This is a genomic window from Streptococcus sp. KHUD_014 (assembly GCF_051106275.1).
GTDB lineage: Bacteria > Bacillota > Bacilli > Lactobacillales > Streptococcaceae > Streptococcus.
In genome coordinates this window covers 143,495-169,326 of record NZ_CP193666.1, presented here as the reverse complement: position 1 = coordinate 169,326, position 25,832 = coordinate 143,495, and the positions used below count along the sequence as shown (strand labels likewise).

The following is a 25,832-nucleotide window of genomic DNA, read 5'->3' as shown; positions in this document are numbered from 1 at the left end:
TTTTTTCTCCTATTTGATAAAACGTTTGAGTAAGCTAACTAACAAGAAGACAACTACAAAGATAATGGTAATACTTGCACTCGGTGGTGTTTCTGCATAATAGGATATATAAAGCCCCGCAACCATGCCTAGAAAACCAATAACACTGGCAAGAATCATCACAGAACTAAAGTTTTTACCTAGACGCAAAGCAATACTTGCTGGTAAGACCATGATAGTCGATACCAAAAGTGCTCCCGCAGCTGGTATCATGAGGGCAATAGCCACCCCCGTCACCATATTAAAGAGGATAGACATGGTACGCACAGGTAAACCGTCTACAAAAGCTGTATCCTCGTCAAAAGTTAGAATATACATGGGTCTTAAAAAGAGGAATGTCAAGACCAACACAACAGCTGCAATAACAAAGAGCCCAATGACCTGCTCTTGACTAATGGTCACGATAGAACCAAAAAGGTACTGATCCAGACTCATAGAGCTAGAACTCTTCCCCTTACTCATAACAATAAGTGAAACTGCAAGTCCTGTAGACATGAGAATGGCTGTCCCAATCTCCATAAAGCTTTTATAAACCGTACGCAAGTATTCAAGAAAGACCGCCGCAATCAAAACAATGGCAATGGTTGAGATGGTCGGAGAAATCCCCAAAACCAAGCCAAAGGCAACACCCGAAAGCGAGACGTGACTGAGAGTATCACTCATAAGACTTTGACGGCGCAGGATTAGAAAAGTCCCCAGAACTGGTGAAAAGAGACTCATGGCAATAACTGCTAAAAAGGCTCGCTGCATAAAATCATAAGACAGTAGATTAAGCATTGCCCACCTCCTGATCACTTTCATGGACGTTGAAGCAACGCCATGGCGAATCTTGGTCACGAACAAGGTGAATATTGCGATCTGCATAGTCTTTGACTTCTTCAGGATCGTGAGTAATCATCAAAACAGCCTTGCCATGATGGTGGGCACTATGGTGCATGAGCTCATAAAATTCATTTTTGGTGCCAGCATCCATCCCTGTCGTTGGCTCATCCAGAACAAAGATATCAGGATCTGAAGCAAACATGCGTGCGATAACAGCTCTTTGCTTTTGCCCACCAGAGAGAGAGCCAATCCGTTTATCCCGATGCTCCCACATGCCAACCGAGTTTAAACTAGCCTTGATATGTTCTTCATCGTGGGCATTCAAACGACGGAACCAACCCTTTCTTGGATAGCGACCTGATTTAACAAATTCATAAACAGTACTTGGAAAGCCTGCATTGAAACTGGCGATCTGCTGAGGAAGATAGGCAATTCTTAATTTTTTCCCATGAATATTTGTCTTTGAGATGCTTACTTTCCCAATTCTCGGTTGTAAAATACCTAGACTAGCCTTGATAAGAGTAGTCTTTGCCGCTCCATTTTCTCCTGTCAGTGTGACAAATTCCCCACTATCAACACTGTAATTGATATGCTCAAGCACAGGTTCCTTGTCATAATAGAAGGACAAATCCTCTACTGTGATGTATCTCATTACTTGATTTCTCCTACTAAAGCAGTTAAAAACCGCTGGATAATTTTTTGTTCGTTTGGTGTGAACTGAGTAGCAACCTGCTCATAAGTCGAGAGGGTGTGCTCATGATGATGGTGATGTTCCTCAGCAATTGGTCGTGCCAAGTCTGTCAATCGATAGAAGATAACGCGCGCATCCTTGGGATCCTTAGATGTCTCTAACATCCCCTCCTTGACCAAGGATTTGATAGCCTTGGTAACGGCAGCTTGACTGACATTGAGACGACGCGCCAACTCAGAGTTGGTTAGCGACTCCTCTGATAAAAGCATGAGAATATGCTCCTGGGTATTCGTCAAAGCCACATCACTCGTGCAATGGCCAATCAAAATTTCATGTTGGTTTTCCGCCTTGAGAATAATCTCATTTAAAAAATGATCGATATCTTTTGCCAACTGTCTCATGATTTGCTCCTTTCTCAGAACGGAATTTCTATAAATACAAGGTTTTCATACTCTTCAAAAATCAAATTCAAACCACGTCAGCTTCGTCTTGGCGTACTCAAGTACAGCCTGCGTCTCGCTTCCTAGTTTGCTCTTTGATTTTTATTGAGTATCACACCATTCCTTTACTAGTTAAGTATATCACATCCAAGCAAGGAGTCAAGAAAAAAGATGAAAACACCCGAGATGTTTTCATCCTTTAGAATTATTTTTCTTGTTTGCGGCTAGTCCAGAGGGCTGTCGCTCCAAGAATCATACCCAATAGCATCATGAAAATAGATTGCTCACTACCTGTATTTGGAAGTAGTTTCTCTGAGACTACTGTTTTCTTAGCAAACTTATCTGCAACCTTATAATCAACTTTTACAGTAGAAGGTTGAGTCGGTTTTGTTGCTTGGTCTTCTACTGGTTTAGCTGGATCCTGCTCTTTACCTTCTTCAGGAAGTTTAAATGTTTTTGAGTCCACAGAAATCGTGCGTGAATTTGGATTTACCTTTTCATACTGAGTCAAATCAGCTGTTTTAAGGTAATCTTCAAAGGCAGCATCCATTGAAGGGCCTTCTTCTCTGGCACCACCAAGCATAGTATAACCGTCACCACCTGCTGCAAGGAAGTCATTAGTTGCTAGGTAGTAAACTTTTTCTAAATCTAGTTTTTCATAAAGACCAGTCGCACGATTCTTCACTTGAATAGCCAAGACGCGTTTGCCTGCAGCTAGGTTTGTATCGTAGTAGACCTTGGCTCCTGAAATCTGTAAGAATCCGCCACTTGGTTCTAGCAATGGTTGGCCATTTTCATCCAGGACAATTTTTCCTGCCTTATCAACCTGCAAGATAGAGCCGAGTGATTTTTCAAACATATCCAGAACTTGCTGACCAGTTACTTGAATTTGTGAAATTGTGTTTCCAAATGGCAAGACTGCAATGACATTTCCTTTTGTGATTGGTTTACCTTTGGCAATAGTTTCACGCAAGCCTCCACCATTTGTCACAGCGATATCTGTTGGATGACTAAATCCTGTTTGACCATACTGGTAGAGAGAATCTGCCACAACATTTCCAAGGTTTGTTTCGCGGACACGAACATTTTCACGGTCACCGTTCAATTCAACTGGGCTATTTGAAACAACTTCTATAGCATTTTCAGCGTCATATTTTTCTTTGATTTCTTTGACCATGGCTGCAATCTTTGGATTGGCTTCTAATTTCTTAGCATCTGCAGCAGGTACCTGGCTTGGATTTCCTAATAATTGACGAGATTTGTAAGTGATTTTACCAACGTTATGGAGATAGCTTCCTGTCTGGTTGTAGGTCACATTGTTCCCATAGGTAGTCGATTCTACTGTATGAGAGTGACCGTCAATCACTGTAACACGCTTACCTTTCAAAAGAGGATTTTTTGAAAGTGCTTCTGCAAGTGTTGAACCGCGCCATTCTACTGGCGTTGTTGTATCAACTCCCAAGTGAGCAAGGACAACATAGTGTTTGTAGTCCTTGCCTTCTGCCAAGGCTTTAGCTTGAATTTCTTCGATAACCTTATTAACCTCTGCAATAGGCTCTGTAAAGGTTACACCTGTAACATTTTTAGGGTGGGTCTTGGTAGCCGTTTCAGGCGTTGTCACACCGATGACGACAAATTCATCACCTTCAACATCCTTATTCTTATCAACAATTGTTGCCGCTTCAAATAAACGAGCTCCATTCACATAAGTATTTGAGCTAAGCAATGGGAAGTTCAAAATTTCTTTGTATTTTTTAGCTTCGTCAAGTCCAAAGTCAAACTCATGATTTCCCACAGCCATAGCATCGTAACCCATCTCATTTAGGATTTTGGCACGAGCTTCACCCTTTGTAGAGTTTGAAATCGGCAGACCTTGGAAGGCATCACCTGCATCCACTACTAGAGTCGTTTGGTTGCCCTTTTCTCGCTCCTTCTCAATAACTGTCGCGAGCTTGGCATCTCCAATTACTCCTTTTTCTTCTACGATACGACCATGCACGTCATTGGTATGCAAGATAACAGTATCTTGTTCTTCTTTTTGAGGTGCAGCTTCTTCAGCTGGCGTTGCCGGACTTGTAACAACTTCAGGAGTCGCTGCTACTACTGGTGCTTCTGCAGTGCTCACAACTTCTGTAGCTTCTGAAGTACCAGTATTTTCTTCAGCATAGACTTGTCCAGCTAAAAAGGCTGGAGCTAATAGGGCTGTCGATAGGACAGGCAACAAAAAACGTTTATTCATTTTGAAATCCCTTTCTCTTCTTTCTTCTACTATTATACGCTATTTAGCATCATTTTAAAACTTTTAACCTTTTTTAGGGCAAGCTATCTGACATTTCATAAAAAGTCTGAACAAAAAGCTCAAACTCCTTTTCTATATTATTGAAAATCTTTAATATTCCCATCGTAATTTGCCCAATCCTGGCTAAAGAAACGGTCATTCATTTGGTAATTAGGTGCTGTTGTCGGATTGCTCAAAAAGGGATTTACCACCTTATCAAATGCTAACCAGCCTAACCAACCAATATGAATCGTATCCTTAACAAAGTAGGGATCTCCACCATTTTTTGAAAAGTCAGCGATATTAGTGAAACCCTGACTTTCCAACTGGTAACGAATTTTTTCAATAGAGTGTTGATACATTTCTTCGCTCAAACCTGTATAGTTCATCCATTTTTGATTGACAGGTTGAAAGACAAAGAGCACATTAACCTTTGATTTGGCAAATTGATTAAGGACCAACTGCAAATCATTGTACTCAGAGGACTTGAGGAAATTATAATTCTTTTGATAGCCCTTATATTTCTCGAGGTAGTCTTTCACCTGGGTCTTATAAAATTGATTTTCAATTCCCATATCATTGTTACTGGTATTGGCTTCTGCATCCTTTCGAGCAATTTTTTCTAACTCTTCATAAGAAAATTGATCCGGAAGATCTTTTAAATAGTTCTCCACGTGTTCCTTGTACTTGAGTTTTCCTCGAATGGAAAATTGCCCAAATAGAGAGGCCTGACGCTCATTAAAACGCGCAAAAGCCTTGATAATAGCATGGTCGATCTCTGATAATTCCTCACCCTTTGACAGCTTCTCAACGATCCCCTTCATAGAGACTCCAGGATTTTGCTTTAAGAGACGTTTAGCTGCATGTTTGGCTGCTATATCTCCCGATTGATTTTCTAGAAAGGCTGCCAACTGATCGTTGTTAAAGTAGTTTTGGAAGAATGCTGGTTCATAGTCCTCCTCTGTAAACCACTGAGGCGAAATGACAAATACCGCCTGTCTTTCCTCGATTTCTGGTAAGATTTGCTGCAGACCGAAATACTGATTGAGAGAGGCTGCTCCTGCTTGTCCTAAAAAGTAGGGCCGGTAGGGGCGACTATACTTCTCCGCCAAGACCGCAGGATGCACACTATCAAAACGAATCCACTCACTTGAGCCCAAAAAAGGAATAAAGCGCATATTGGGTTCCGTAAAGGCTCTCACTTTTTGGCTTCTCTCCTTAAAGCTCTCTGTACTAACAGAAGCGGCAGAATATTTTTCTTCAGTCAAATTATGACTTGGGTTGTTTGGATAAAAAAAGAGCAGTAAGAAGACAAGAAAACTAGCAAGAAGCAAAGGGCCAAAGATTAACCACAAACGCTTAAGCATTCTGCAACTCCGTAATACCTGCTACGATTTTTTTAGCTGTATTCCAGTCATCACGACCAAATTCTGTAACTGGGACACGAATATCAAAGCGATTTTCGATTTCCACGATCAATTCAACTGTTCCCATACTGTCCAAGACACCCGCATCAAAAAGATCCTCATCCATCATGTCAGAAACATCTTCCATAAACAATTCATCAATAATTTCAATAACTTCTGATTTGATATCCATTTTTTAATTCCTTTTATTTTTTAAACCATAAATCATTCAAAAATCCAGAAAAGATTAAGAATGAAATCATTACGACATGGAAGGTTATAACCATGCCAAGCAACTGAACCCAACGGTTCTCAGGCAAGGGAGGTCGCCCTGCTTTCTTACGTTCTTTATTGAGCGTTTTTTTCTTTCGAACCCAGGCATCATTAATGACTAAGCCCACTCCATGAAAGAGTCCGTAGGCGATGTAAAACCAAGTTATCCCATGCCAGAACCCCATAAGGAGCATATTCAGAATATAGGCGACACTTGAAGTCACATTTCGATTCTTAAAAAACTTCTTTCTCGTCATCACCATGACCATGCGCATAAAGACAAAGTCACGGAACCAGAAAGATAAACTCATGTGCCAACGATTCCAAAACTCTTTCAAATCTCTCGACAAGAAAGGTTTGTTGAAATTGATTGGACTACGAATTCCCATCAGATTTGAAATCGCCAAAGCAAACATAGAATAACCCGCAAAATCAAAGAAGAGCTCCAAACCAAATGTATACATGACTGCGACCACATAATAGTTAAAGAGACCACCTGTCTGCAAAGCTAGATTTTTTAGCGGAGGTAATAAGATTTCACCTAAAATATGAGCTAGGATAAATTTATACAGAAATCCTAACATGATATACCGAACTGAATCGGCTAGCATGTCCATCAACTCATCACGTTCTGGAATCGTCTTATAATTTTCATTAAAACGTTTGAAACGATCAATGGGACCACTTGAGAAAGTCGGCATAAAGAGGAGAAAACGTAAATACTCCCACAACTTTAATTCCTTAATGACTCCATCTCTGAGTTCAATAATGATTCCCACCGAACGAAAAGTCAAATAGGAAATACCAATAAATCCTAATAAAGACTGTGTGCCATTAATAGCTGGTTGCACTTTGACAAAAATGATGGGAAGTAACGATAATAGACTCACCAAGTAGAAAATCCATTTGCCATCTCGGACTTTTCGATACTGCTTGTAAAAAAGTACCAGTAATATTTGCCATATCAGATAAATACCTAAGGCAGCTATCTGATTAGTCTTGCCCCCCGTCAACATAGTTACGATAAAGAACAAACTAACCAATATTTCATACCAGGCAAAACGTTTTTTGAAAAAAAGTCCGATAAAGATTGGCAAGATAGCCGTAATTACGTACAAAAAGTACTGTGGATTCCCATAAGGCTCAATATGAGGTAGCTGTTTTAGGAAATCCATCATCTATTATTTACCTCATTGATTAAGCCTTTGATGTCAATCTTGCCATTCGGAGTTAGTGGCAATTCCTTTCTGTAAAGGAACTTAGACGGCATCATGTAAGACATCATGATATCCTCCAAATCTTCCTTAATGGCTTTGGTAATATCAATTTCGCGCTCAAACTGTTCCTTGACCCCATCTTTTAAGATGACATAGGCTAAGAGATTTTGGACCTTGTGATCTTTGTTGTAGCGCGGTACTGCAACAGCAGATTCAACGTACTTGGATTTGTTCAAGTTTTGAGAGACATCCTCTAGTTCAATACGATAGCCATTAAACTTGATCTGGAAGTCCATCCGTCCACCATAGAGAAGGAGGCCTTCGTCCGTCATGGTTCCGACATCGCCTGTGTGGTAAGCTGGAAGACCTTCAAATTCGAAGAAGGCTTCTGTTGTTTTCTCTGGATTATTCATATAACCTTTTGAAACAGCCGGTCCAGACACGATGATTTCCCCTTGCGCCCCATTTGGCAATTTGTTGCCTGCCTCATCAATGATGAAGGTTGGAGAGTCTTTTTTGGTATAACCGATTGGCAAGCGTTTAAGAGTCGCTAACATCTCATCTGTAATAGCGACTGCCGACAAAGCTACCGTCGCTTCCGTTGGGCCGTAGGCATTGATGATGCGTGCATTTGGGAAACGCTCGCGCAATTTTTGAGCAGTTTTAACTGTCAACTCTTCTCCATCAAAGTAGAAATGGGTAATCCCTGGCATCTTTTCAGCATTGAGATCTTCAGACAGCATGGCCATATCTGCAAAAGATGGCGTTGAAGTCCAGATAGCAATCGGAAGTGAAAAGATGGTCGCAAAGAGTTGCTTAAAGTCTTGAGTAAGGGCTGATGGGAGGGCAAAAAGCGTTCCTCCAAGAGCCAAGGTCGGTGCCCAATACATGACAGACAAGTCAAAGGAATAGGGTGGTTGCGCCAACATTTGTGGACGCTCTGGCGTCGCAAATTCCTTGTCTGTAATCATCCAGTTGGTGAAGCTAAGCAAGTTATCATGCGAAATTTGCACCCCTTTTGGTTTTCCAGTTGTCCCTGATGTAAAGATGATGTAGTAGTTATCATCTCCTTTTACTGAATGCATGATGGTATAGCTGGAACTTCGAGAAAAGGCTTCATGGACTTGCTCTAAATTCAGTATTGGTATACTTGTCTGCTCTAATGGAAAATCTGAAATAGCAATAATCAAGCTCGGTTCTGCTACTTCTACGATAGCGGAAACTCGTTCTAAGGCTGAATGGCTATCGATGGGAATATAGGCATGACCTGACTTGGTCAGGGCCACAAAGGTAGCCAACATCTCATACTCCTGACCACCAAAAACCACCACAGGAGATTTTTCAGGTAAGCCTAGCTGATCAATGGTTGCAGCCAAACTATCCGAATCAGCCTTCAAATCACCATAAGTGTGCTCTTGCCCTAAGAGATTGTATACTGGAAAGGTAGGTTGAGTTTGGGCGAAATATTCAATCACTTCAATCATATCTTTTATCGGCTTATTAGACACGATGATTCTTCTCCTTTAAACTAAAATTCATTGTAAATAAAACTTCCCTGACTTTGTCCTAGGTAACTAAAAAAGTAAAGCAAACCAAGTAGAACAATAAAATACAGGACAGTTTGTCCTAAAAAAACATAGATTGGTTTCTTTTTATCCATAATTAACTTCTTTTTGTAAATTTTCAATAATTTTATGCAAATATACATTTACTATTTTTCTTGTTCCCATTTTACCACTTTATCATGCTAATTTTCAACTGTTTACCGTCATTTAAAAGTTGGTTTTAGCTTACTTTAAGATAAGTTAAAATATCAATATTTTTGCCATCAAAAATGGCAAAAAAGAGCCTGAGATTTTCGTCCCAAGCTCTGTCAACATCATTGTTTTCTAAATTAGAAAAGTGAGAATACGAGTACAGCCAAGGCTACACCGAGGATATGTCCTACAACTGGAATCCAAGCATAAGACCAGTCCCCATCTCCCTTGTTTGGAATTGGCAGAAGGCTGTGCATGATGCGAGGACCAAGGTCACGAGCAGGGTTCAAGGCATAACCAGTTGTCCCACCCAGTGATAGACCGATACCGACAATCAAAGGTCCCACTGCACGTTCAGATACTGTATCTGAGACTACTTCTACGTCAAATTGTTTGAGGTAACGAAGGCTTCCGTGAACCAATTTTGTTGAACAGCTTGATGTTCCTTCTGCGAAATCCTGCATTTCAATTAAACTAGTCTCAAGCCCACTAGCTGCCGCCTACAAGGCTACACCAGTCCCTGTAATTCCTCCACCGATAATCAAGAGATCCAAGATGCGTTCCTGCATTTTTTTAATTGATAATTCACGTGTTTTCTTTGAAAATTCCATATTTACACACTTTTTAACTGAGTCGCTTTATTCTTTCAGTATTATACTCTTCGAAAATCTCTTCAAACCACGTCAGCGTCGCCTTACCGTAGGTATGGTTACTGACTTCGTCAGTTCTATCCACAACCTCAAAACAGTGTTTTGAGCTCACTTCGTCAGTTCTATCTGCAACCTCAAAGCAGTGCTTTGAGCAACCTGCGGCTAGCTTCCTAGTTTGCTCTTTGATTTTCATTGAGTATTAGTCGTCGATTTCCGCAAAGACTTGAGTTGCTTTCACAGCCTTCTTCCAGCCCTTATAGAGTTGTTCCTTACGAGATTCGTTCATCGATGGTTCGAAAAGTTCTCCTGTCTCGTTCAAGAGTTTCAACTCATCCAAGTCCTTCCAGTAGCCTACTGACAATCCTGCCAGGAAGGCTGCCCCTAGGGCAGTTGTTTCCAAGTTTTTAGCGCGTGCGATATCAATTCCCAAGATGTCAGCTTGGAACTGCATGAGGAAGTTGTTCATGGCTGCACCACCATCTACCTTCAAGACTTGGATAGCTGTCTGAGCATCCACTTGCATGGTGTCGATGATGTCACGTACTTGATAAGCGATAGATTGCAAAGTCGCCTTGATAAAGTCTTCTTTAGTTGTTCCACGAGTCAAGCCAAAGACAGATCCTCGAGCGTTTTGGTTCCAGTATGGTGCCCCTAGACCTGTAAAGGCAGGTACGACATAGACTTCGTCATTATTGTGAGAATTAAGAGCATATTTTTCAGACTCTGGTGAGTTTTCCACCATGCGAAGACCGTCACGAAGCCATTGAATGGCACTTCCTGCGATGAAGATAGAACCTTCCAAAGCATAGTAAACCTTGCCGTTAATACCATAACCAATCGTTGTCAAAAGGTTGTTTTCAGACAACTGCATTTCTTCACCAGTGTTCATGATGATGAAGGAACCAGTTCCGTAGGTATTTTTAACCATACCAGGATCAAAAGCCAACTGACCAAAGAGGGCTGCTTGTTGGTCACCTGCCATACCAGAGATTGGCACTTCTCCACCGTAGAAATGGAATGGAGTTGTCTGACCATAGAGTTCAGAATTTGAACGAACTTCTGGGAGCATAGCTTTAGGAATGTTGAGGATTTCCAAAATCTCATCATCCCATTTGAGTTCTTTAATGTTATAAAGCATAGTACGGGCTGCATTGGAGTAGTCAGTCACATGAGCTGCACCGTCAGTCAATTTCCAAACCAGCCAAGTATCGATAGTCCCAAAGAGCAATTCCCCCTTTTCTGCTCTCTCTTGAGCGCCTTCTACATGGTCCAAAATCCAGCGAACCTTAGTAGCTGAGAAATAAGCATCGATGATTAAACCAGTCTTTTCATGGAATTTCTCTACATAACCTTGTTTTTTTAGCTGTTCAGCCAAAGGCGCTGTCTGACGAGACTGCCAAACGATAGCGTTGTAGATAGGAAGACCTGTTTTCTTATCCCAAACAACTGTCGTTTCACGCTGGTTGGTAATCCCGATAGCTTGGATTTGATTTGGCTTGATACCACTTTCGATAAAAGCCCCAGCGATTACAGATTGGACAGAGTTCCAAATTTCATTTGCATTGTGCTCAACCCAACCTGCTTGTGGGAAGATTTGTGTGAATTCTTTTTGACTCGAGCTAACCTTTTCCCCTTTTTTGTTGAAAATAATGGCACGAGAACTGGTAGTTCCTTGGTCAATAGCCATGATGTATTTTTCTTGTGACATGTTCTGTCCTCCTGATAAAGATCTTGAGGTTATTTCCTCTTTATACTAACTAGTATACAAAATAAAACGCTTTCTTGTTTATCAATTTTTTAAAATTTTAAAAATTTTTGATAAGATTGTGAGAATTTCACAAAAAAGACCTGGTTCCCCAAGCCTTTTAAGTAAATTGTATCTGACGAATCACTGCCAAATCTTCCATATCCAAGCCGTTTTTTAAATAATAGACTGGTGTTTGTTCCTTCTAAAGTCGTTTGTGACTCCTATAATAAAAAGAAAGGACTAAAAATTGACCAGACTTAGCTTTTTCCATCAAGTCTCCTAAATACTTTTGTTACCCCTTTCCTTTTCTTCTTCAAGCATAGTATAAAATACAAAAATGCTAAAATAATCTGTTTATCTTTTCAGTTTTGCTCCAGTTTCCAACTCAAATAATCCTCAGAATCAGCAAACACAGCACTCCCCCTTTGGGCATTTTTATGCTAAAATAGTAGCTATGGATAAAATTATTAAAACTATATCAGAAAGCGGAGCCTTTCGTGCTTTTGTCCTTGACAGCACTGAAACCGTCCGCACTGCTCAAGAAAAACATCAAACCCAAGCTAGTTCAACCGTAGCGCTTGGTCGTACTTTAATCGCCAGTCAAATTCTCGCTGCCAACGAAAAAGGAAATACCAAGCTAACTGTCAAGGTTCTTGGGACTAGCTCCCTCGGTGCCATTATCACAGTTGCAGATACCAAGGGTAACGTCAAAGGCTACGTTCAAAACCCTGGTGTTGACATCAAAAAGACTGCAACAGGCGAAGTCCTCGTTGGGCCTTTTGTCGGAAACGGTCAATTCCTAGTCATTACTGACTACGGCACTGGTAATCCATATAACTCCATGACTCCCCTCATCTCTGGAGAAATCGGTGAAGACCTTGCTTTCTACCTAACAGAAAGCCAACAAACGCCGTCAGCAGTTGGTCTCAATGTCCTTTTGGACAAAGAGGACAAGGTTAAGGTTGCAGGTGGCTTCCTTCTCCAAGTGTTGCCAGGAGCCAAGGAAGAAGAAATTGCTCGTTTTGAAAAACGCATCCAAGAGATGACAGCTATTTCGACTCTTCTAGAAAGCGACGACCATATCGAAGCCCTTCTCAAGGCTATCTACGGAGACGAACCATACAAACGTCTGTCTGAAGAAGAAATTCGTTTCCAATGTGACTGTAGCAAAGAACGTTTTATGAAGGCTCTTTCTAGTCTTCCAAACTCAGACTTGCAGGAAATGAAGGACGAAGACCACGGGGCCGAAATCACTTGTCAATTCTGCCAAACTACTTATAATTTTGATGCAAACGACCTGGAGGAACTCATTCGTGACAAATCTTAATACACCTTTTATGATTGGCAATGTTGAGATTCCCAATCGTACCGTTCTAGCGCCTATGGCTGGTGTGACTAACTCAGCCTTCCGTACTATCGCAAAAGAACTTGGCGCTGGACTCGTTGTCATGGAAATGGTCTCTGACAAGGGAATCCAATACAACAACGAAAAAACCCTTCACATGCTTCATATCGATGAGGGCGAAAACCCAGTTTCTATCCAACTTTTTGGTAGCGATGAAGACAGCCTAGCACGCGCAGCAGAATTCATCCAAGAAAATACCACGACTGATATCGTTGATATCAACATGGGCTGCCCAGTTAACAAAATCGTCAAAAACGAAGCTGGGGCTATGTGGCTCAAGGATCCTGATAAAATCTACTCTATTATTAACAAAGTTCAATCAGTCCTTGACATACCCCTCACAGTTAAAATGCGTACGGGCTGGTCTGACCCATCCCTAGCAGTTGAGAATGCCCTAGCTGCCGAAGCTGCAGGTGTCTCTGCCCTCGCTATGCACGGCCGTACACGTGAACAGATGTACACTGGTCACGCTGACCTAGAGACCCTTCATAAGGTTGCACAAGCTCTAACCAAGATTCCCTTCATCGCCAACGGCGATATTCGTACGGTCCAAGAAGCCAAGCAACGCATCGAAGAAGTTGGTGCTGACGCAGTCATGATTGGTCGCGCTGCCATGGGAAATCCTTACCTCTTCAATCAAATCAATCACTACTTTGAAACTGGGGAAATCCTGCCTGATTTGACCTTCGAAGATAAGATGAACATCGCCTACGAGCATTTGAAACGCTTGATTAACCTCAAAGGTGAAAAGATTGCTGTCCGTGAATTCCGTGGTCTAGCCCCTCACTACCTCCGTGGTACATCAGGTGCAGCTAAACTTCGTGGAGCCATTTCACAAGCAAGTACACTAGCTGAGATCGAAGCTCTATTGCAATTAGATAAGGCTTAACAACCAAGATGAAAACCCGTAACTTCAATAGTTTACGGGTTTCTTGTTTTTAGGGGGCAATTTAAAGTACTCAAGACTATGGTTGAATCAAAGCAACGCTAGATACAGTTCCATCTGCGCCTGTTGTAATTTGGATGATTTTTCCACCACCAATTTTGGCATTATATTTACCATCATCAAGGGTATAGGCATAGCCTTGGATAGAGTAGTTTTCTTTCTTACCATCACTAGATTCTACTGTAAATTGACCACCTGATGAAACAGTGATAGTCTCGCCACTGGCGCCCTTCCAGTTGCCAGCTGCGGCAGAGAAATCTCCATCAACCATGGTTAGAACACCCTTGTAACGTTTGTTGTGCTCTGCTTGCTTATCTTGAAGTTTGCGGTCAGTAGTTGGATCATAAGTCGACTGACTAGTCTGTGCTTGAGAACCTTGCTGATTTGACGGAGCTTGCGAAGATGCCTGTTGGTTAGAAGCTTCTTGGCTCTGTCTTGTTTCTGGCGCTGGTGTTGCTTGCGATTGATTAACAGTAGTTGCTGACTGGTCAGAAGAAGCTGCCTTAGTTTTTTCTGATGAAGTTGAACTTGAGGACTTCTGAGTTTTGCTATCTTTACTAGAAGAACTTGCCTTAGAATTAGAAGATGCTTGTGTTGTCTTGCTAGAACTATCACTTGTCGTATTTTCCTTCTTATTACCACAAGCCCCCAATAGTAATGTTGAAGCGAGTACAGTTGCAGCCATCAATTTGATAGAAGTTTTATTTTTCATTTTATGCTCCTTTTGTAACATTTTTGAAATGTTAAGAAATATATTTGTAACATTATTGTAATATTTGTTTTAAAATTTGTCAACTACTTATCTAAAATTTTTTAGAATTATTTTTTAGCATCTATTTCCTTATCCCTCCTATATCTTTTATTCGTAAAGAATTAAAAAAAACAGGAAAATTTTTCCTATGAGAATACTATATTTTATACGTGTAATCGCTTGCATTTCTTTCTTAAAGGACTATAATAAAATTGAAATAGGATATTGGAGGTGTAAGCTTATGTTAAGCAAATATTACAAGTATCTTCCTTGGGTGATTTTAGATGCTTTCGTTTCTTATGGGGCAGCTACTCATTACGCTCAAACAACATTTGATTTGTTCTACCTAACTGCCATTTTCATGATTGTCTATATAGCTTTATTGTATTTACACGAAACCTATTTAAAATATAAATACAAAGATTTATTCATTCGAATCATGAGCAATTCAAAGAAAGATAAACATCCTTAGTAGTCAAAAAGAGGTCGGGAAAAATCCCGACCTCGCTTTTTTATGACTAATAAGTCTTTGACACGATGGCTGAATTGACTTTTGACACAAACTGTATTTTCTCTATTCTCAAGCTCAACCAGCCATCGGATTTGTTGAAACTTCTCAGGACTGAGACTAGGAAACCGAGACTTGGTCTATCGGTTTCGGTCTCCAAGCTTTTTTTATTTTAATCGATAGGTTTTTCTTGGTTTCTTTTTAGGAACTCGTTTAAGCCCAACTTCTTCTACATATTCACCGTATTTTACGAGAAAGTTATTGCTGACGATTGGTCGTCCTGGGTTGATGAGATTGACTAATTCGGTTCCTTCATAGACAGTGAATTCCTCCTCTAGCAGATAGAGAAAGGTCGGATTCCAGTCAAGACGCCCTTGGATTCGTTTGATGGATTCTTGGATAATGGCATAATGGTCAAAGGCGAAGTCTTGCTCCCCCAGCTCTAGTCCCTCTAGGAAGCACTTACCCGTCTGAAAATCCACATCTACAAAAACCACATCCTTGGCATCGTCTCCTGCTTGAACGAGATCGAGTGCTCTGCTAGGTAGATATACCAAGTGGGCGATAGTAACCGTCCAGCCCCGTGGGTCACGGCCGGGAGTCGATACGGTCATCAATTGCTCGATTTTTTCCAAAGGAAGGTCGAGGTTGACCTCCTCTCTCACTTCACGCTGACAAGCATGCCTTGCATCTTCGCTCTTATCCATAAAACCACCGACCAAAGCCAAACAGTTTTGATAAGGATGGGCCTTGCGACGAATTAGCAAGAGTTTGATTTTCCCTTCCACAAAGCAATAAGCTACCATATCCACCGTCACGCTCGGTTTTTCATACTGAGGAAGATCCTGTTTGCAGTACCAGTCTAAAAATTCCTTCTCAGTCGCATGAATCTCAAAATATTCTCTCTCTGTCATTCCAGCCGGGATTATCGTTTCAGTCATCTTATCCCTCCTTGACAGCCTTAGTCCATTGGTACCAACCGACTAAACTATTGATAGTGTAAACCCAATACATTCCTTGGATATGGATGTTTTCACCCCACCAGAGGTAGATACTAAAGAGATTGGTTGCAATCCAGAAAATCCATTGCTCACGGTAAAGACGTGTCATCAAGAGCTGACCAACACCATTGGTCGCATCGGTAACACTGTCACGGAAAGGACGAGCACTGCTGATACTTTGGTAGGCTAATCCCATGCCAATCCAGATGATAGCAGTCAAGGCCAAGTACTTAAGCCAATCAATCAGACCGAGTTTCTTAGCTTCAAAGTGAGACTCCTCTGGTTTCCCTTGTTCATTGATCCGATTAGACAACCAAGCATAGAGACCAATAGGCTGCATGACAAAGAAATAAACTGTGGTCAAAACTTCGCCATAGAAAGTAGCATTCATAGCTAGGACCAAATAGATTGCAGAGTTAATAGCACCAAAAAGGTAGTTACTAGCTCGACCTTCAGCTACTAAGATAACGCAGACAATCCCTGTCCAAGAAGCCAAAAGACCAATCCAGTCATGACTTTCTGTGTTTTGTGTAAACTCCAGAATAAGAGGAACACTTGATAAAACAATCAAATAGAGCCACTGGAAAAGACTACGGCCTACAAAGAGGTCTTTCCAAAGCAAACGCATAACTCCTGCAAAACCAATTTTACGAGCTTCTGCGTGAACATTTTTAAAGTTTTCGATAAATTGTGTGATTTTTTCAGTTATTTTTTTCATTTTCTTCTCCTAATCTGCTTGGTAAATGGCATCAATAGCTACTTTTGCTGCTTCATAATTTCCTAGATAGTCATCAGCTAGATAAACATGAGGGATATTGGCTAGATATTGCTCCCTCATCATATCCAAATGCTGAGAAAAACTGTGACGGATATGGTCTTCTGCCATGGTCATGTCGCGAAAACCATCATTGACATAAGAGCCAACAGGTTGCACAAAGAGGATTAAATCCCACTTTTCCTTGGCTAAGATGGAAACAAAGAGATTATCAAAGGTCTCTCCGGATAAGTCCTCCTGCTCTTCGCTTTCCATGTAGTAATCGTAGTAGCCCTTGGTTACCAATGAGTTGGTATCTGCAATGACTAGGCCTCGATTGGCATTGCTATCGATTAACTTGGAAGTTTGGTCATATTGGCCCAAAAGAAGGTAATAATAATCTTTTGGGGTAAGCTCATCATCTCGGACATTATTTTTTATCTGATACTCACGAGCATATTCCAGACTGACTGGCGCATCATAGAAGCGAGCTAAATCCTTGGCTAGAGTTGTTTTCCCATTACTAGCACTTCCCATAATCAACACTTTTTTCGTAAACTGACGGCGGAAAGGTTGAGCGATGTATTTCCAATATTTGCTTGGATTTTCTCGAATCATGCTAGCCGAAATTCCAAATTTTCTTTCCTGTAGAACAGTCTCGAAACCACGTTCTGACAATTCTTGTTGGTATTCGGACTCTCCTACAAAAAAGATGAGTTCCTGACCAGTCTGGTCATAGGAAATGGCCTGCAACATCTGATCCAACCACTCCTGCCAGCCCATTGGATAGCGTGGAATATTGGTTTCGTCAAGTTTACAAACAGAGGTCAACTCATCATCTCGAAATGCTTCACGAATATAGCGAAACCTCTTTTGTAGTGTAAGTCCAATCTGTTCACCACGATCTCCCTTATAACCTGAAACTACCACCCATACAGCATCGCATTGTCGTTTTGCTCTTTGGATTAAATCAATATGCCCCTGATGCAAGGGAGCAAAGGTTCCAAAAACCACTGCTATCTTTTTTTTCATGTCTTTTCAACCTTTTTATAAATTTTTATATTTTATATTATACTTTACCTTTCTGTATTTGTCAACACTTTTTTATTATTTTTTATAAAAACATTGCTGTATGATAAGAATTTTTTACGTAGCATACAAAACTTGATTAGGAAAAATCCCTTTTGGAAATCCTTAAACTAATTGCACAATTCAAATGCTTATTTGAGTAACAACTTCCCCAAAAAAGAGGCTGAAACAATCTGTTCCAACCTCACAATTTTAAACAATCTCAAATTTTAATTGACCAGCTTTGACGCCAATCTTCAGAGTCTTACCAGCTTCCAATTCACCTTTAAGGAGAAGTTCTGCTAGTTTGTCTTCTACTTCCGTTTGCAAAGTTCTGCGTAGTGGACGAGCACCCATCTCTGGATCATAGCCTTGCTGAGCTAGGAGTTTAAGGGCAGATGCTTGCAGTTTCAAGTCAATTCCTTTTTCTGCAAGACTAGCAATCAATGGTTTGACCATAATCTTAACCACTTCCTGCATATCTTGACTTGACAAGCTATGGAAGACTACCTTCTCATCAATACGGTTGATGAACTCTGGACGATAAGCCTTTTTCAACTCCTCAAACATCCGTTTTTCCATATTTTCTTGGTCAAAACGAATGTCCTTAGCTCCAAAACCAACTGTCTTATCATCACGAAGAGCTGTCGCGCCAAGGTTTGAAGTCATGATGATGATGGTATTGGAGAAGTCAACCTTGCGACCCTTACTGTCTGTCAAGACACCATCATCCAAGACTTGCAAGAGCACATTAAAGATATCTGGGTGTGCCTTTTCTACCTCATCAAAAAGCAAAACTGAGTATGGCTTGTTGCGAACCTTCTCGGTTAACTCTCCGCCTTCTTCGTAGCCTACATAGCCCGGAGGAGCACCATTGAGACGGCTAGCCGCAAATTTCTCCATGTATTCACTCATGTCAAAGCGGATAAGAGCAGACTCATCATCAAAGAGAACTTCCGCCAAAGCCTTGGCCAATTCAGTTTTACCAACACCTGTTGGTCCTAGGAACATAAAGGAGCCAATTGGACGTTTGTTATTGCGAATACCCGATTGATTTCGGCGAATGGCCCGACTGATACTAGATACAGCTTGTTCCTGTCCGATAACACGTTTATGCAGTTCAGCTTCAAGATTGAGATACTTCTTGGCATCTGTTTGGGTCAATTTTTGAACTGGAATACCTGACAAGCGACTCAAGGTGGTCAAAATGTCTGATTCTGTCACCAAGTCTTTATAAACAGGTACTTCCTGCTCTTTTGCAATGAGTTGAGCAGCTTGTTTCCATTTGCCATCCATCAAGGCCTTGTCTGCAGGTGTTAAACCTGACTCATCTTGTTTAGCGTGTTTCGATTTATTTTGGACAGTTGCTGCCGCTTCATCCAAAAGATCAATCGCTGAGTCTGGCAAGTGACGACTCGTCAAATAACGATGTGCCATTTTGACAGCTGTTTCTACTGCATCGTCTGTAATTTGGACATGGTGGTGTTTCTCGTAAGTTGCTTTCAAGCCCTGCAAAATAGCCATACTATCAGCCACGCTCGGCTCTTCAATCATCACTTTTGCAAAGCGACGAGAAAGGGCTGCGTCTTTTTCGATGTGCTTTTGATACTCTTCCTGAGTGGTCGCACCGACAGTTCTCAGAGTTCCACGTGCCAAGGCAGGTTTCAAGATATTGGCCGCATCCAAGGTCGAATCAATCCCACTTCCTGACCCCATAATAGTATGAAGCTCATCGATAAAGAGGATGACCTTTCCATCTTCCTCAATATCTTTGATGATATTGTTCATACGTTCTTCAAAGTCACCACGGAAACGAGTTCCCGCAACCACATTCATCAAATCAAGTTCCAAAACTCGCATCTTAGCCATTTCATCAGGTACATCCCCGTTGGCAATACGTTGCGCAAGACCAAGTGCTAGAGCTGTTTTACCGACACCTGCATCTCCAACTAGGACTGGATTATTTTTTGTCTTACGGCTCAAGATTTGAATCATACGAGAGATTTCTTGGTCGCGCCCGATGACTGGTTCCAATTTACCTGAACGAGCTTGCTCCGTAAGGTCATGCGTATAATCTTCCAAACCTCCACTTGGTGTCTGAGGCATACCCATCATATTAGCCATGGAATTTTGCTTATCCGCTACCGTACGATGACGCTGGCGAAGGGCCTTCAAATCTTCTCTAGTCCAACCAGCACGCGCTTCAAGACTTCGACGAAGTCCAGCAATCTTGACCTGATCCTTCTGATCTTCGTAAGAAAATCCCGCTTTTTCTAAAATGCGAGTAGCTAAGGCATTGCCATCATGTAAGATAGCATAAAGAACATGCTCTGTTCCCAATACCTTGGCATGTACGACAGAAGCAACGTGCTCTGCTTCCAACAACAATACCTTCAACCGGTGTGAAAAAGGCAGCTCCTGATAATGTTCCTTATCGCTATACTTTGTTTCAGTCAGCTCTACAGCAACTTCCTCCAGACGATCAATCTCATATGGAAATTCGTTTAAAGTCGCCCCAGCTACACTGTAACCATGATTGGCCATAGCAATCAATAGGTGCCATGACTCTAGATATTCTGCCCCAAAATGACTGGCGACCAGAAAGGCACTTTCTATACATTCTCTCAATGCTTTTGAATATTTCATTTAGTTCTATTTTCCTTTTCTATCTACCTCTTGTAATAACTGCCGGAGCATATTGGCACGGATAAGATTGGCATCATCGCCTAAAACTCGGTCTGTCGCCATTGCTAATAATAGATTCATCTCCTGACGAGTCACTAAATCCTGCTCAAACAAGAGTCTTAAAACATCTTCAAAGATAGCTAGGCTAACTTCTTCACCTACCGAATACAGTAAATCGCGGAGCATTTCATGGTGGTTTGAGAATTCAATCCGACCAATGCGAATATAACCGCCACCTCCCCGCTTACTTTCAACTAAATAGCCTCTGCTTTCAGTAAATCGAGTCTTAATCACATAGTTGATCTGGCTAGGCACGACTTGAAAGGTATCCGCTAATTGGCTTCGTTGCAATTCAACCATACCCGACTGCTCCAAAATAGCCTTGATATAAGCTTCTATATGGTCTGATGTATTTTTAAATCTCATAGAACGTCACCTCTTTCTTTGAACCTTGACTATCTTTGACTATTATACCGAATTTTTCGATTTTTTAAAAGAAAAAGGGGCTGGTAATGAAGAATCCTCACCAACTCCCTGTCTTTCTAATTATTTAATCCCAATTCTTCTAATATCTGGCGTTTATAAGCAATTTTTTGAACTTCCTTGTCCTCATCTTCAGACCAATCTAGTTTGACTTCAGAAACAATCTGTCCAGGCCTATTTTTCAAGATATAGATACGGTCACTAAGATTAAGGGCCTCCTCGATACTATGCGTAATGATGAGTGTTGTCAGGCCTAGCTGTTTATGAATCTCCAAATACCAGGCGTGGAGCTCCATCTTAGTCATCTCATCCAAGGCACTAAAGGCCTCATCTAGAAGAAAGAGCTTATGTCCAAAAAGATAGGTACGAAGTAAAGCAACACGCTGGCGCATCCCACCACTGAGTTCATGAGGGTACTTATCCCTTACAGCTGTCAACTGAAAGGTAGCAAGGATTTCGTCTGCTTTGGCAATGGCTTCTGCCTTGTCCACCTTTTGGATCAAAAGGGGCAAAATGATATTGCCTAGTACCGTCTTATGCTCCAAGAGCAGATCCTTTTGGAGCATATAGCTCACGCGCCCCTTGGGATTTTCCTCCCCATCAAGCACAATTCTACCTGACTGGACTTCTAAAATGCCTGCAATCAGGTTAAAGAGAGTGGTCTTTCCTACACCACTGGGACCTAAGATAGAGACAACTTCACCTGAAGTCACTTGTAGGTTAATGTCCTCTAAAATCTTTTCATCATCGTAGGCGTAGCTTACGTGTTCTAGTCTAATTTCTGTCATTATTTTACAAATTCGTTGGTAAATCCTTTATCTGTCAAGTCTTCCTTGAGGATTCCATTTTCTTTATCCCATTTGTAGAAGGCATTCCAGCGGTCAGCATCAAATTGTCCCCATTTTTCCTTATCACTTGCATATTCTTTTGACAAGTATTTTTGAGATTCGATAACAAAATCACGCTTATCCTTAAGTTCAGGGGCATTCTTGATCAAGATATCAGCCGCTTCTTCTGGGTGATCCATCGCGTATTGGTAACCTTTTTTGATAGCTTGGATGACTTTACGAGCTTCTTCTTTGTTGTCTTTTAGATAGTCGTTGTTTGCGATGATGACTGGTGAGTAGTAGTCAAACTCTTTTACATAGTCTTTCAAATACATAAAGTTAGCATCGACACCTTGAGATTTGGCAAGAATTCCATCCCAACCGTAGTAAATCCAGGCAGCGTCAAAAACTCCATTGGCAATCGGTGTGATTGAGTTTGAATCGTTGTTTGGTACTTTTTCAACCTTCTCAAAGTCTCCACCTTGAGATTCTACCAAGGTTTTCAACATCGCAAGCTCAGTTGGGTCATTCCAAGTTCCGTATTTCTTACCAACCAAGTCTTTTGGACTATTGATATTGTCAGACTTACGAGAGATAATCCCTGATGTATTGTGCTCAACGATAGCTGCAACGGCTGTAATGCCTGCTCCTTTTTCCAATTTCTTAGCCATGTAATCTTGGAAATAGATAGCAAATGGCGCCTTGCCATTGATAACCAAGTCAGATGAGCTTTCTTCTGGTGGCAATTTCAAGTCAACATCCACTCCAGCTTCCTTGAAATATCCTTTTTCCTTGGCTACATAAAGTCCAGTGTGGTTTGTATTTGGTGTCCAGTCTAAGATAAAGTCAATCTTCTTTAGTTCTGCTTCTTTGTTGTCCTTAGAAGCTGTTCCTTGGCCACAAGCCACAAGCACGACAGCTAGAAGAGCTGTTACAATCGTTAAAAACACTTTCCATGTTTTCTTCATTTTTATTTCCTCTTTTCTTTTTCAAAACGCTCTATTTTAAGTACGTTTCCATTTAATCACATATTTTTCACTGATATCGACTAATTTCATACCCAGAAGGCTAATCAGCGATACCAGAATAATAATAGCGAACATAGTATCATACTGAAACAGTTTTTTGGACTGAATCATGTAGACACCTAGTCCTTCAAAGCCTCCCAACCACTCAGATACCACTGTTGTGATAAAGGCATAGGAGACACTGACCCTCAGACCCGCATAAAAGTAGGGCAGGCTGACAGGGATTTTAAAATGCCACAGGATTTGCCAAGGATTCGCCCGCATCAAACTGAACAAGGTCAGCATGTCCTTGTCGCAATGCCTAAAACCATCTAAAATACTGACGATAATAGGGAAGGTTGTCGTCAAGATAATCAAGACAATCTTGGGCAAGATTCCATAACCCAACCATAAAACTAGGATCGGGGCTATGGCAATTGTCGGGATAGTCTGAACAACTACCATCATGGGGTAAATCAAGTCATTGAGCCAACTCAGGCTATCCATAAGGACTGCCATGATACAGGCTATCAAAACACCCAGAACCAAACCTAGTAAGGCTACTCTCAAGGTTGCCCAGCTATGGTACCAGAGAAATTCTCTGTCACGAACAAAAGACTGGAGGATTTCAAGTGGTGTCGGCAGGATAAACTTTGGTAAGATTTTTAAGAATCCCGCCACCTGCCAAACGGATAAGACACCTAAAAATCCTAGCAGACTAATATGCCGTCTCATTATACTTTTCAAGTTTCTCATCGATGCTTAAAATCTCTCCTACATTTATTTTCACATTGGCAAAAACATTGTCTGCTCCTTGGCCCGCCACCTCTAAGGCTTCTTTGAGAATGCGCATGAGTTCATCAAATTCTCCCTCTAAAACTGTTTCAAAGGGTGTCACCACCATGGTCACTCCTTGAGCTTGTAGATAAGCAATGACTTGATCGATAAGAGCTATGCGGTCAATCCCCTGTGACAAGGGCAGGACTTGTAAAGCAATGCTTGCTTTCATTCAAACCTCCTTTTAATTTACAGTTTTTCTTTATGAAAAAAGAAAAACCTCTTTCATATATGAAAAAGGTGCAGAATTAGGCCAAGTATCGTTCCCTACGCTGGCATTACCCAGATCAGGTGCGGTCGAAGTTTAACACTTCCTCTCAGACTGTACACAGACTCCCATATATTATATGGACATATGATAACGCAAAACAAACAAGATGTCAAGGAAACTGCTTACAGAAAAGAGAGTGGGACAGAAATCGGTAATTCGTTAGAATTCGATTTCGTCGTCCCACCTCCGCACAGTTGAGTAGGGCTATAAAAGTAGTAAAGCCCACTCAACCACTGTCTTGCTCGGCAATCCAAAGACAATTGAGAGGCTGGGACTTTTGTCCCAGCCTCTTCCTCTAATCATCTATTCTCAATTAATTCTTCCACTTAAAGCATTGGCGCAAACAACTGAGTCACTTCCTTGATTAATGTTTGATACCAGGTAGGATTGATCGTCCCTGGGAATACTTCCTGCGATACTTCAAAAATCTCTTCAAAATCATTGCGAATAGTTGCAATGGACGGTGTTTCATACAATAAAACTGCATTTTCATAGTGGTGAACCAAGCTGCGATAATCAAGGTTTATGGTTCCAACAACCGCAAATCGATCATCAACAATCATTTGCTTACTATGGATAAAACCAGGAGTATACTCATAGATACGTACACCAGCAGACAAAAGATCAGGATAAGACCCTCGAGTTACTAACTGGATGAGCTTTTTATCTGGGATAAATGGAGTTATAATTCTCACATCTACACCTCGCATGGCTGCATTTTTTATATCCTCTGTCAAATCATAATCAATAATGAGATAAGGCGTGGTGATATAGACAAAATCTTCCGCTTGATTAATCAGATTTTGATAGACGATTTTACCCACCTTCATTTTATAGATAGGCTTAGGCCCACTTCCATACGGGATACACAGACCACCTCCTGGTCGTGTCTGATTTTCCAAATGATACTGATCAAAGTCACTAATTTCTCCACGGTTGATGTACCAGTTCATGAGAAATAGTCTGGTAAAGGCTTGAGTCGCCGGACCATCTATCCGAATCCCACTATCTTTCCAGTGTCCAAAACGTTCAATCTGATTGATGTATTCGTCTGCAAGATTAATCCCGCCAGTATAGGCAATCTGCCCATCAATGACCAAGATTTTACGGTGATCTCGGTTATTATAGGCCACTGTCATACGAGGAATTACCTTATTAAACTTATGAGCCTCAATTCCCCGAGATCGGAGATGCACAGTATAATCACCTGGCAATGTCACCATGCAGCCGATATCGTCGTAGAGCATCTTAACTTCAACACCCTGAGCAACTTTTTCTTCGAGAATCTCAAGCATGCTGTCCCACATCAAGCCTTCTTCGACAATGTAGTATTCCAGGAAGATAAATTTCTCAGCCTTTTTCAAATCCTCTAAGATTTGTCTCCACATAGCCTCTCCAGTAGAGAAAAATTGAGAATCTGTCTGCTCGTACACCTCTGCATTGCTATCCATATGTAGCAAGGCATTGATAATCCCATAAGCAGACTTATCTCTATCCTTTAAGCCTTGATGAAGAGCAAACTCACTCTTTTCATGGTTAGTAATGGAGCGTAGTTCCTTCAGCTGTTTCAGTTCTTTTTTTGATAGTCTTCTCTCACCAAACATGAGATAAAGCAGTGGACCAAACACCGGTACAAAGGTCACAATCAACCAAGTCACTTTGCTTTCAGGTGACATCGAACGATTAACGATCGCTATAACGGTTGCGACGCTAATCAAAAATACAAGAGTCACCCAAACAATCGGAGCAATCTGGCTCATGTAAAGAATAATTCCGAAAACAAAAAATAATTCTATCAGGATAATCGCAATACTAAAGCCATACTTGGACATCAATAGTCGAAATTTTCTAGTCCCCATAACTCCCTCTCAATTTCTAAGTATACTCCCTAATATACTGTCTGAAAACGCTTATTCTCTTCTAGTATACTTAGTTTAATAAAACTTATCAAGTTTTTTCTGTATAGACC

At 41.1% G+C, this 25,832-nt stretch carries 24 protein-coding genes and 2 pseudogenes; 3 read left to right on the top strand and 23 right to left on the bottom strand.

The window, feature by feature from the left end; genetic code table 11:
* Window positions 1–9: 9 nt before the first annotated feature.
* The 12 genes and pseudogenes from ACORHT_RS00915 to glpK all read right to left on the bottom strand — a co-directional run bounded on the left by ACORHT_RS00915 (window position 10) and on the right by glpK (window position 11,281).
* The gene (locus ACORHT_RS00915; protein ID WP_434350295.1) at window positions 10–816 is read right to left on the bottom strand and encodes a metal ABC transporter permease; all 807 of its coding nucleotides are present in this window, start codon (window positions 814–816) and stop codon (window positions 10–12) included.
* On the bottom strand, window positions 809–1,513 hold the full coding sequence (locus tag ACORHT_RS00910) for a metal ABC transporter ATP-binding protein (protein ID WP_434350294.1): 705 nt from the start codon (window positions 1,511–1,513) through the stop codon (window positions 809–811). Before ACORHT_RS00910 ends, ACORHT_RS00915 begins: the two co-directional genes overlap by 8 nt.
* Complete coding sequence (gene adcR, locus ACORHT_RS00905; protein ID WP_049504348.1) at window positions 1,513–1,953, bottom strand: zinc-dependent transcriptional regulator AdcR; 441 nt, start codon at window positions 1,951–1,953, stop codon at window positions 1,513–1,515. Before adcR ends, ACORHT_RS00910 begins: the two co-directional genes overlap by 1 nt.
* A gap of 244 nt (window positions 1,954–2,197) precedes the next feature.
* The gene (nt5e, locus tag ACORHT_RS00900) at window positions 2,198–4,231 is read right to left on the bottom strand and encodes a cell surface ecto-5'-nucleotidase Nt5e (protein ID WP_434350293.1); all 2,034 of its coding nucleotides are present in this window, start codon (window positions 4,229–4,231) and stop codon (window positions 2,198–2,200) included.
* Window positions 4,232–4,368: 137 nt separating this feature from the next.
* A complete protein-coding gene (gene dltD / locus ACORHT_RS00895; RefSeq protein WP_434350292.1) occupies window positions 4,369–5,637 on the bottom strand; it encodes a D-alanyl-lipoteichoic acid biosynthesis protein DltD in 1,269 nt (422 codons plus the stop codon).
* Entirely contained in the window at window positions 5,630–5,869 is a 240-nt protein-coding gene (gene dltC / locus ACORHT_RS00890) for a D-alanine--poly(phosphoribitol) ligase subunit DltC (RefSeq protein WP_434350291.1), read from the bottom strand. Before dltC ends, dltD begins: the two co-directional genes overlap by 8 nt.
* A gap of 13 nt (window positions 5,870–5,882) precedes the next feature.
* Window positions 5,883–7,127 (bottom strand): D-alanyl-lipoteichoic acid biosynthesis protein DltB, encoded by a 1,245-nt coding sequence (gene dltB / locus ACORHT_RS00885; protein WP_434350290.1) that lies wholly within the window; start codon window positions 7,125–7,127, stop codon window positions 5,883–5,885.
* Window positions 7,124–8,674: a D-alanine--poly(phosphoribitol) ligase subunit DltA gene (dltA, locus tag ACORHT_RS00880; protein ID WP_434350289.1), complete on the bottom strand. Its 1,551-nt coding sequence runs from the start codon at window positions 8,672–8,674 to the stop codon at window positions 7,124–7,126. The genes dltB and dltA overlap by 4 nt, the downstream gene beginning before the upstream one ends.
* 20 nt (window positions 8,675–8,694) lie before the next feature.
* The gene (locus tag ACORHT_RS00875; protein ID WP_000358457.1) at window positions 8,695–8,826 is read right to left on the bottom strand and encodes a teichoic acid D-Ala incorporation-associated protein DltX; all 132 of its coding nucleotides are present in this window, start codon (window positions 8,824–8,826) and stop codon (window positions 8,695–8,697) included.
* 234 nt (window positions 8,827–9,060) lie between these two features.
* Window positions 9,061–9,273, bottom strand: a pseudogene (locus tag ACORHT_RS00870) (aquaporin); the annotation flags it as partial.
* Window positions 9,268–9,534 (bottom strand): annotated as a pseudogene (locus ACORHT_RS00865) (FAD-dependent oxidoreductase); the annotation flags it as partial. The pseudogenes ACORHT_RS00865 and ACORHT_RS00870, both read right to left, overlap by 6 nt.
* Window positions 9,535–9,772: 238 nt before the next feature.
* Entirely contained in the window at window positions 9,773–11,281 is a 1,509-nt protein-coding gene (glpK, locus tag ACORHT_RS00860) for a glycerol kinase GlpK (RefSeq protein WP_434350288.1), read from the bottom strand.
* 493 nt (window positions 11,282–11,774) lie between these two features.
* Between glpK and hslO the strand changes: the two genes are divergently transcribed.
* Both hslO and dusB read left to right on the top strand, forming a co-directional pair.
* Window positions 11,775–12,647 carry an Hsp33 family molecular chaperone HslO gene (gene hslO, locus ACORHT_RS00855; RefSeq protein ID WP_434350287.1) on the top strand — a complete coding sequence of 291 codons (873 nt, stop codon included), beginning with the start codon at window positions 11,775–11,777 and terminating at the stop codon, window positions 12,645–12,647.
* Window positions 12,634–13,614: a tRNA dihydrouridine synthase DusB gene (dusB, locus tag ACORHT_RS00850; RefSeq protein ID WP_434350286.1), complete on the top strand. Its 981-nt coding sequence runs from the start codon at window positions 12,634–12,636 to the stop codon at window positions 13,612–13,614. The genes hslO and dusB overlap by 14 nt, the downstream gene beginning before the upstream one ends.
* Window positions 13,615–13,690: 76 nt before the next feature.
* Here dusB and ACORHT_RS00845 read toward each other — a convergent pair whose 3' ends face one another.
* Window positions 13,691–14,383 (bottom strand): hypothetical protein, encoded by a 693-nt coding sequence (locus ACORHT_RS00845; RefSeq protein WP_434350285.1) that lies wholly within the window; start codon window positions 14,381–14,383, stop codon window positions 13,691–13,693.
* 280 nt (window positions 14,384–14,663) lie between these two features.
* On the opposite strand from ACORHT_RS00845, the gene ACORHT_RS00840 reads away from it, so the two are divergent.
* On the top strand, window positions 14,664–14,894 hold the full coding sequence (locus ACORHT_RS00840) for a hypothetical protein (RefSeq protein ID WP_070458613.1): 231 nt from the start codon (window positions 14,664–14,666) through the stop codon (window positions 14,892–14,894).
* Between the two features lie 203 nt (window positions 14,895–15,097).
* Here ACORHT_RS00840 and ACORHT_RS00835 read toward each other — a convergent pair whose 3' ends face one another.
* The 10 genes from ACORHT_RS00835 to cls form a co-directional block, all read right to left on the bottom strand.
* Window positions 15,098–15,871: an NUDIX domain-containing protein gene (locus tag ACORHT_RS00835; RefSeq protein ID WP_414271148.1), complete on the bottom strand. Its 774-nt coding sequence runs from the start codon at window positions 15,869–15,871 to the stop codon at window positions 15,098–15,100.
* Between the two features lies 1 nt (window position 15,872).
* Window positions 15,873–16,649, bottom strand: a complete 777-nt coding sequence (pnuC, locus tag ACORHT_RS00830; RefSeq protein ID WP_434350284.1) for a nicotinamide riboside transporter PnuC — start codon at window positions 16,647–16,649, stop codon at window positions 15,873–15,875.
* Window positions 16,650–16,658: 9 nt separating this feature from the next.
* Window positions 16,659–17,717: an AAA family ATPase gene (locus tag ACORHT_RS00825; protein ID WP_434350283.1), complete on the bottom strand. Its 1,059-nt coding sequence runs from the start codon at window positions 17,715–17,717 to the stop codon at window positions 16,659–16,661.
* A 249-nt stretch (window positions 17,718–17,966) separates the two neighbouring features.
* Entirely contained in the window at window positions 17,967–20,399 is a 2,433-nt protein-coding gene (locus ACORHT_RS00820) for an ATP-dependent Clp protease ATP-binding subunit (RefSeq protein WP_434350282.1), read from the bottom strand.
* A 6-nt stretch (window positions 20,400–20,405) separates the two neighbouring features.
* Complete coding sequence (locus ACORHT_RS00815) at window positions 20,406–20,864, bottom strand: CtsR family transcriptional regulator (protein ID WP_001211286.1); 459 nt, start codon at window positions 20,862–20,864, stop codon at window positions 20,406–20,408.
* A gap of 116 nt (window positions 20,865–20,980) precedes the next feature.
* The gene (locus ACORHT_RS00810) at window positions 20,981–21,709 is read right to left on the bottom strand and encodes an ABC transporter ATP-binding protein (RefSeq protein WP_434350281.1); all 729 of its coding nucleotides are present in this window, start codon (window positions 21,707–21,709) and stop codon (window positions 20,981–20,983) included.
* The gene (locus ACORHT_RS00805; RefSeq protein ID WP_006147746.1) at window positions 21,709–22,716 is read right to left on the bottom strand and encodes an ABC transporter substrate-binding protein; all 1,008 of its coding nucleotides are present in this window, start codon (window positions 22,714–22,716) and stop codon (window positions 21,709–21,711) included. Before ACORHT_RS00805 ends, ACORHT_RS00810 begins: the two co-directional genes overlap by 1 nt.
* A gap of 36 nt (window positions 22,717–22,752) precedes the next feature.
* Window positions 22,753–23,511 carry an ABC transporter permease gene (locus tag ACORHT_RS00800; RefSeq protein ID WP_434350280.1) on the bottom strand — a complete coding sequence of 253 codons (759 nt, stop codon included), beginning with the start codon at window positions 23,509–23,511 and terminating at the stop codon, window positions 22,753–22,755.
* On the bottom strand, window positions 23,474–23,764 hold the full coding sequence (locus tag ACORHT_RS00795) for a thiamine-binding protein (protein WP_434350279.1): 291 nt from the start codon (window positions 23,762–23,764) through the stop codon (window positions 23,474–23,476). The genes ACORHT_RS00800 and ACORHT_RS00795 overlap by 38 nt, the downstream gene beginning before the upstream one ends.
* A 425-nt stretch (window positions 23,765–24,189) precedes the next feature.
* Window positions 24,190–25,722: a cardiolipin synthase gene (gene cls, locus ACORHT_RS00790; RefSeq protein WP_434350278.1), complete on the bottom strand. Its 1,533-nt coding sequence runs from the start codon at window positions 25,720–25,722 to the stop codon at window positions 24,190–24,192.
* Window positions 25,723–25,832 lie beyond the last annotated feature (110 nt).

Excerpts from the sequence above, each read along its gene's own strand:
- ACORHT_RS00800 (WP_434350280.1), bottom strand. The coding sequence starts at position 23,511 with ATGAGAAACTTGAAAAGTATAATGAGACGGCATATTAGTCTGCTAGGA.
- ACORHT_RS00810 (WP_434350281.1), bottom strand. The coding sequence starts at position 21,709 with ATGACAGAAATTAGACTAGAACACGTAAGCTACGCCTACGATGATGAA.
- dltB (WP_434350290.1), bottom strand. The coding sequence starts at position 7,127 with ATGATGGATTTCCTAAAACAGCTACCTCATATTGAGCCTTATGGGAAT.
- ACORHT_RS00875 (WP_000358457.1), bottom strand. The coding sequence starts at position 8,826 with ATGGATAAAAAGAAACCAATCTATGTTTTTTTAGGACAAACTGTCCTG.
- adcR (WP_049504348.1), bottom strand. The coding sequence starts at position 1,953 with ATGAGACAGTTGGCAAAAGATATCGATCATTTTTTAAATGAGATTATT.
- ACORHT_RS00910 (WP_434350294.1), bottom strand. The coding sequence starts at position 1,513 with ATGAGATACATCACAGTAGAGGATTTGTCCTTCTATTATGACAAGGAA.
- hslO (WP_434350287.1), top strand. The coding sequence starts at position 11,775 with ATGGATAAAATTATTAAAACTATATCAGAAAGCGGAGCCTTTCGTGCT.
- cls (WP_434350278.1), bottom strand. The coding sequence starts at position 25,722 with ATGGGGACTAGAAAATTTCGACTATTGATGTCCAAGTATGGCTTTAGT.
- nt5e (WP_434350293.1), bottom strand. The coding sequence starts at position 4,231 with ATGAATAAACGTTTTTTGTTGCCTGTCCTATCGACAGCCCTATTAGCT.
- ACORHT_RS00840 (WP_070458613.1), top strand. The coding sequence starts at position 14,664 with ATGTTAAGCAAATATTACAAGTATCTTCCTTGGGTGATTTTAGATGCT.
- ACORHT_RS00825 (WP_434350283.1), bottom strand. The coding sequence starts at position 17,717 with ATGAAAAAAAAGATAGCAGTGGTTTTTGGAACCTTTGCTCCCTTGCAT.
- dltC (WP_434350291.1), bottom strand. The coding sequence starts at position 5,869 with ATGGATATCAAATCAGAAGTTATTGAAATTATTGATGAATTGTTTATG.
- ACORHT_RS00835 (WP_414271148.1), bottom strand. The coding sequence starts at position 15,871 with ATGACTGAAACGATAATCCCGGCTGGAATGACAGAGAGAGAATATTTT.
- dltD (WP_434350292.1), bottom strand. The coding sequence starts at position 5,637 with ATGCTTAAGCGTTTGTGGTTAATCTTTGGCCCTTTGCTTCTTGCTAGT.
- ACORHT_RS00795 (WP_434350279.1), bottom strand. The coding sequence starts at position 23,764 with ATGAAAGCAAGCATTGCTTTACAAGTCCTGCCCTTGTCACAGGGGATT.
- ACORHT_RS00845 (WP_434350285.1), bottom strand. The coding sequence starts at position 14,383 with ATGAAAAATAAAACTTCTATCAAATTGATGGCTGCAACTGTACTCGCT.
- ACORHT_RS00820 (WP_434350282.1), bottom strand. The coding sequence starts at position 20,399 with ATGAAATATTCAAAAGCATTGAGAGAATGTATAGAAAGTGCCTTTCTG.
- ACORHT_RS00915 (WP_434350295.1), bottom strand. The coding sequence starts at position 816 with ATGCTTAATCTACTGTCTTATGATTTTATGCAGCGAGCCTTTTTAGCA.
- pnuC (WP_434350284.1), bottom strand. The coding sequence starts at position 16,649 with ATGAAAAAAATAACTGAAAAAATCACACAATTTATCGAAAACTTTAAA.
- ACORHT_RS00805 (WP_006147746.1), bottom strand. The coding sequence starts at position 22,716 with ATGAAGAAAACATGGAAAGTGTTTTTAACGATTGTAACAGCTCTTCTA.
- ACORHT_RS00815 (WP_001211286.1), bottom strand. The coding sequence starts at position 20,864 with ATGAGATTTAAAAATACATCAGACCATATAGAAGCTTATATCAAGGCT.
- glpK (WP_434350288.1), bottom strand. The coding sequence starts at position 11,281 with ATGTCACAAGAAAAATACATCATGGCTATTGACCAAGGAACTACCAGT.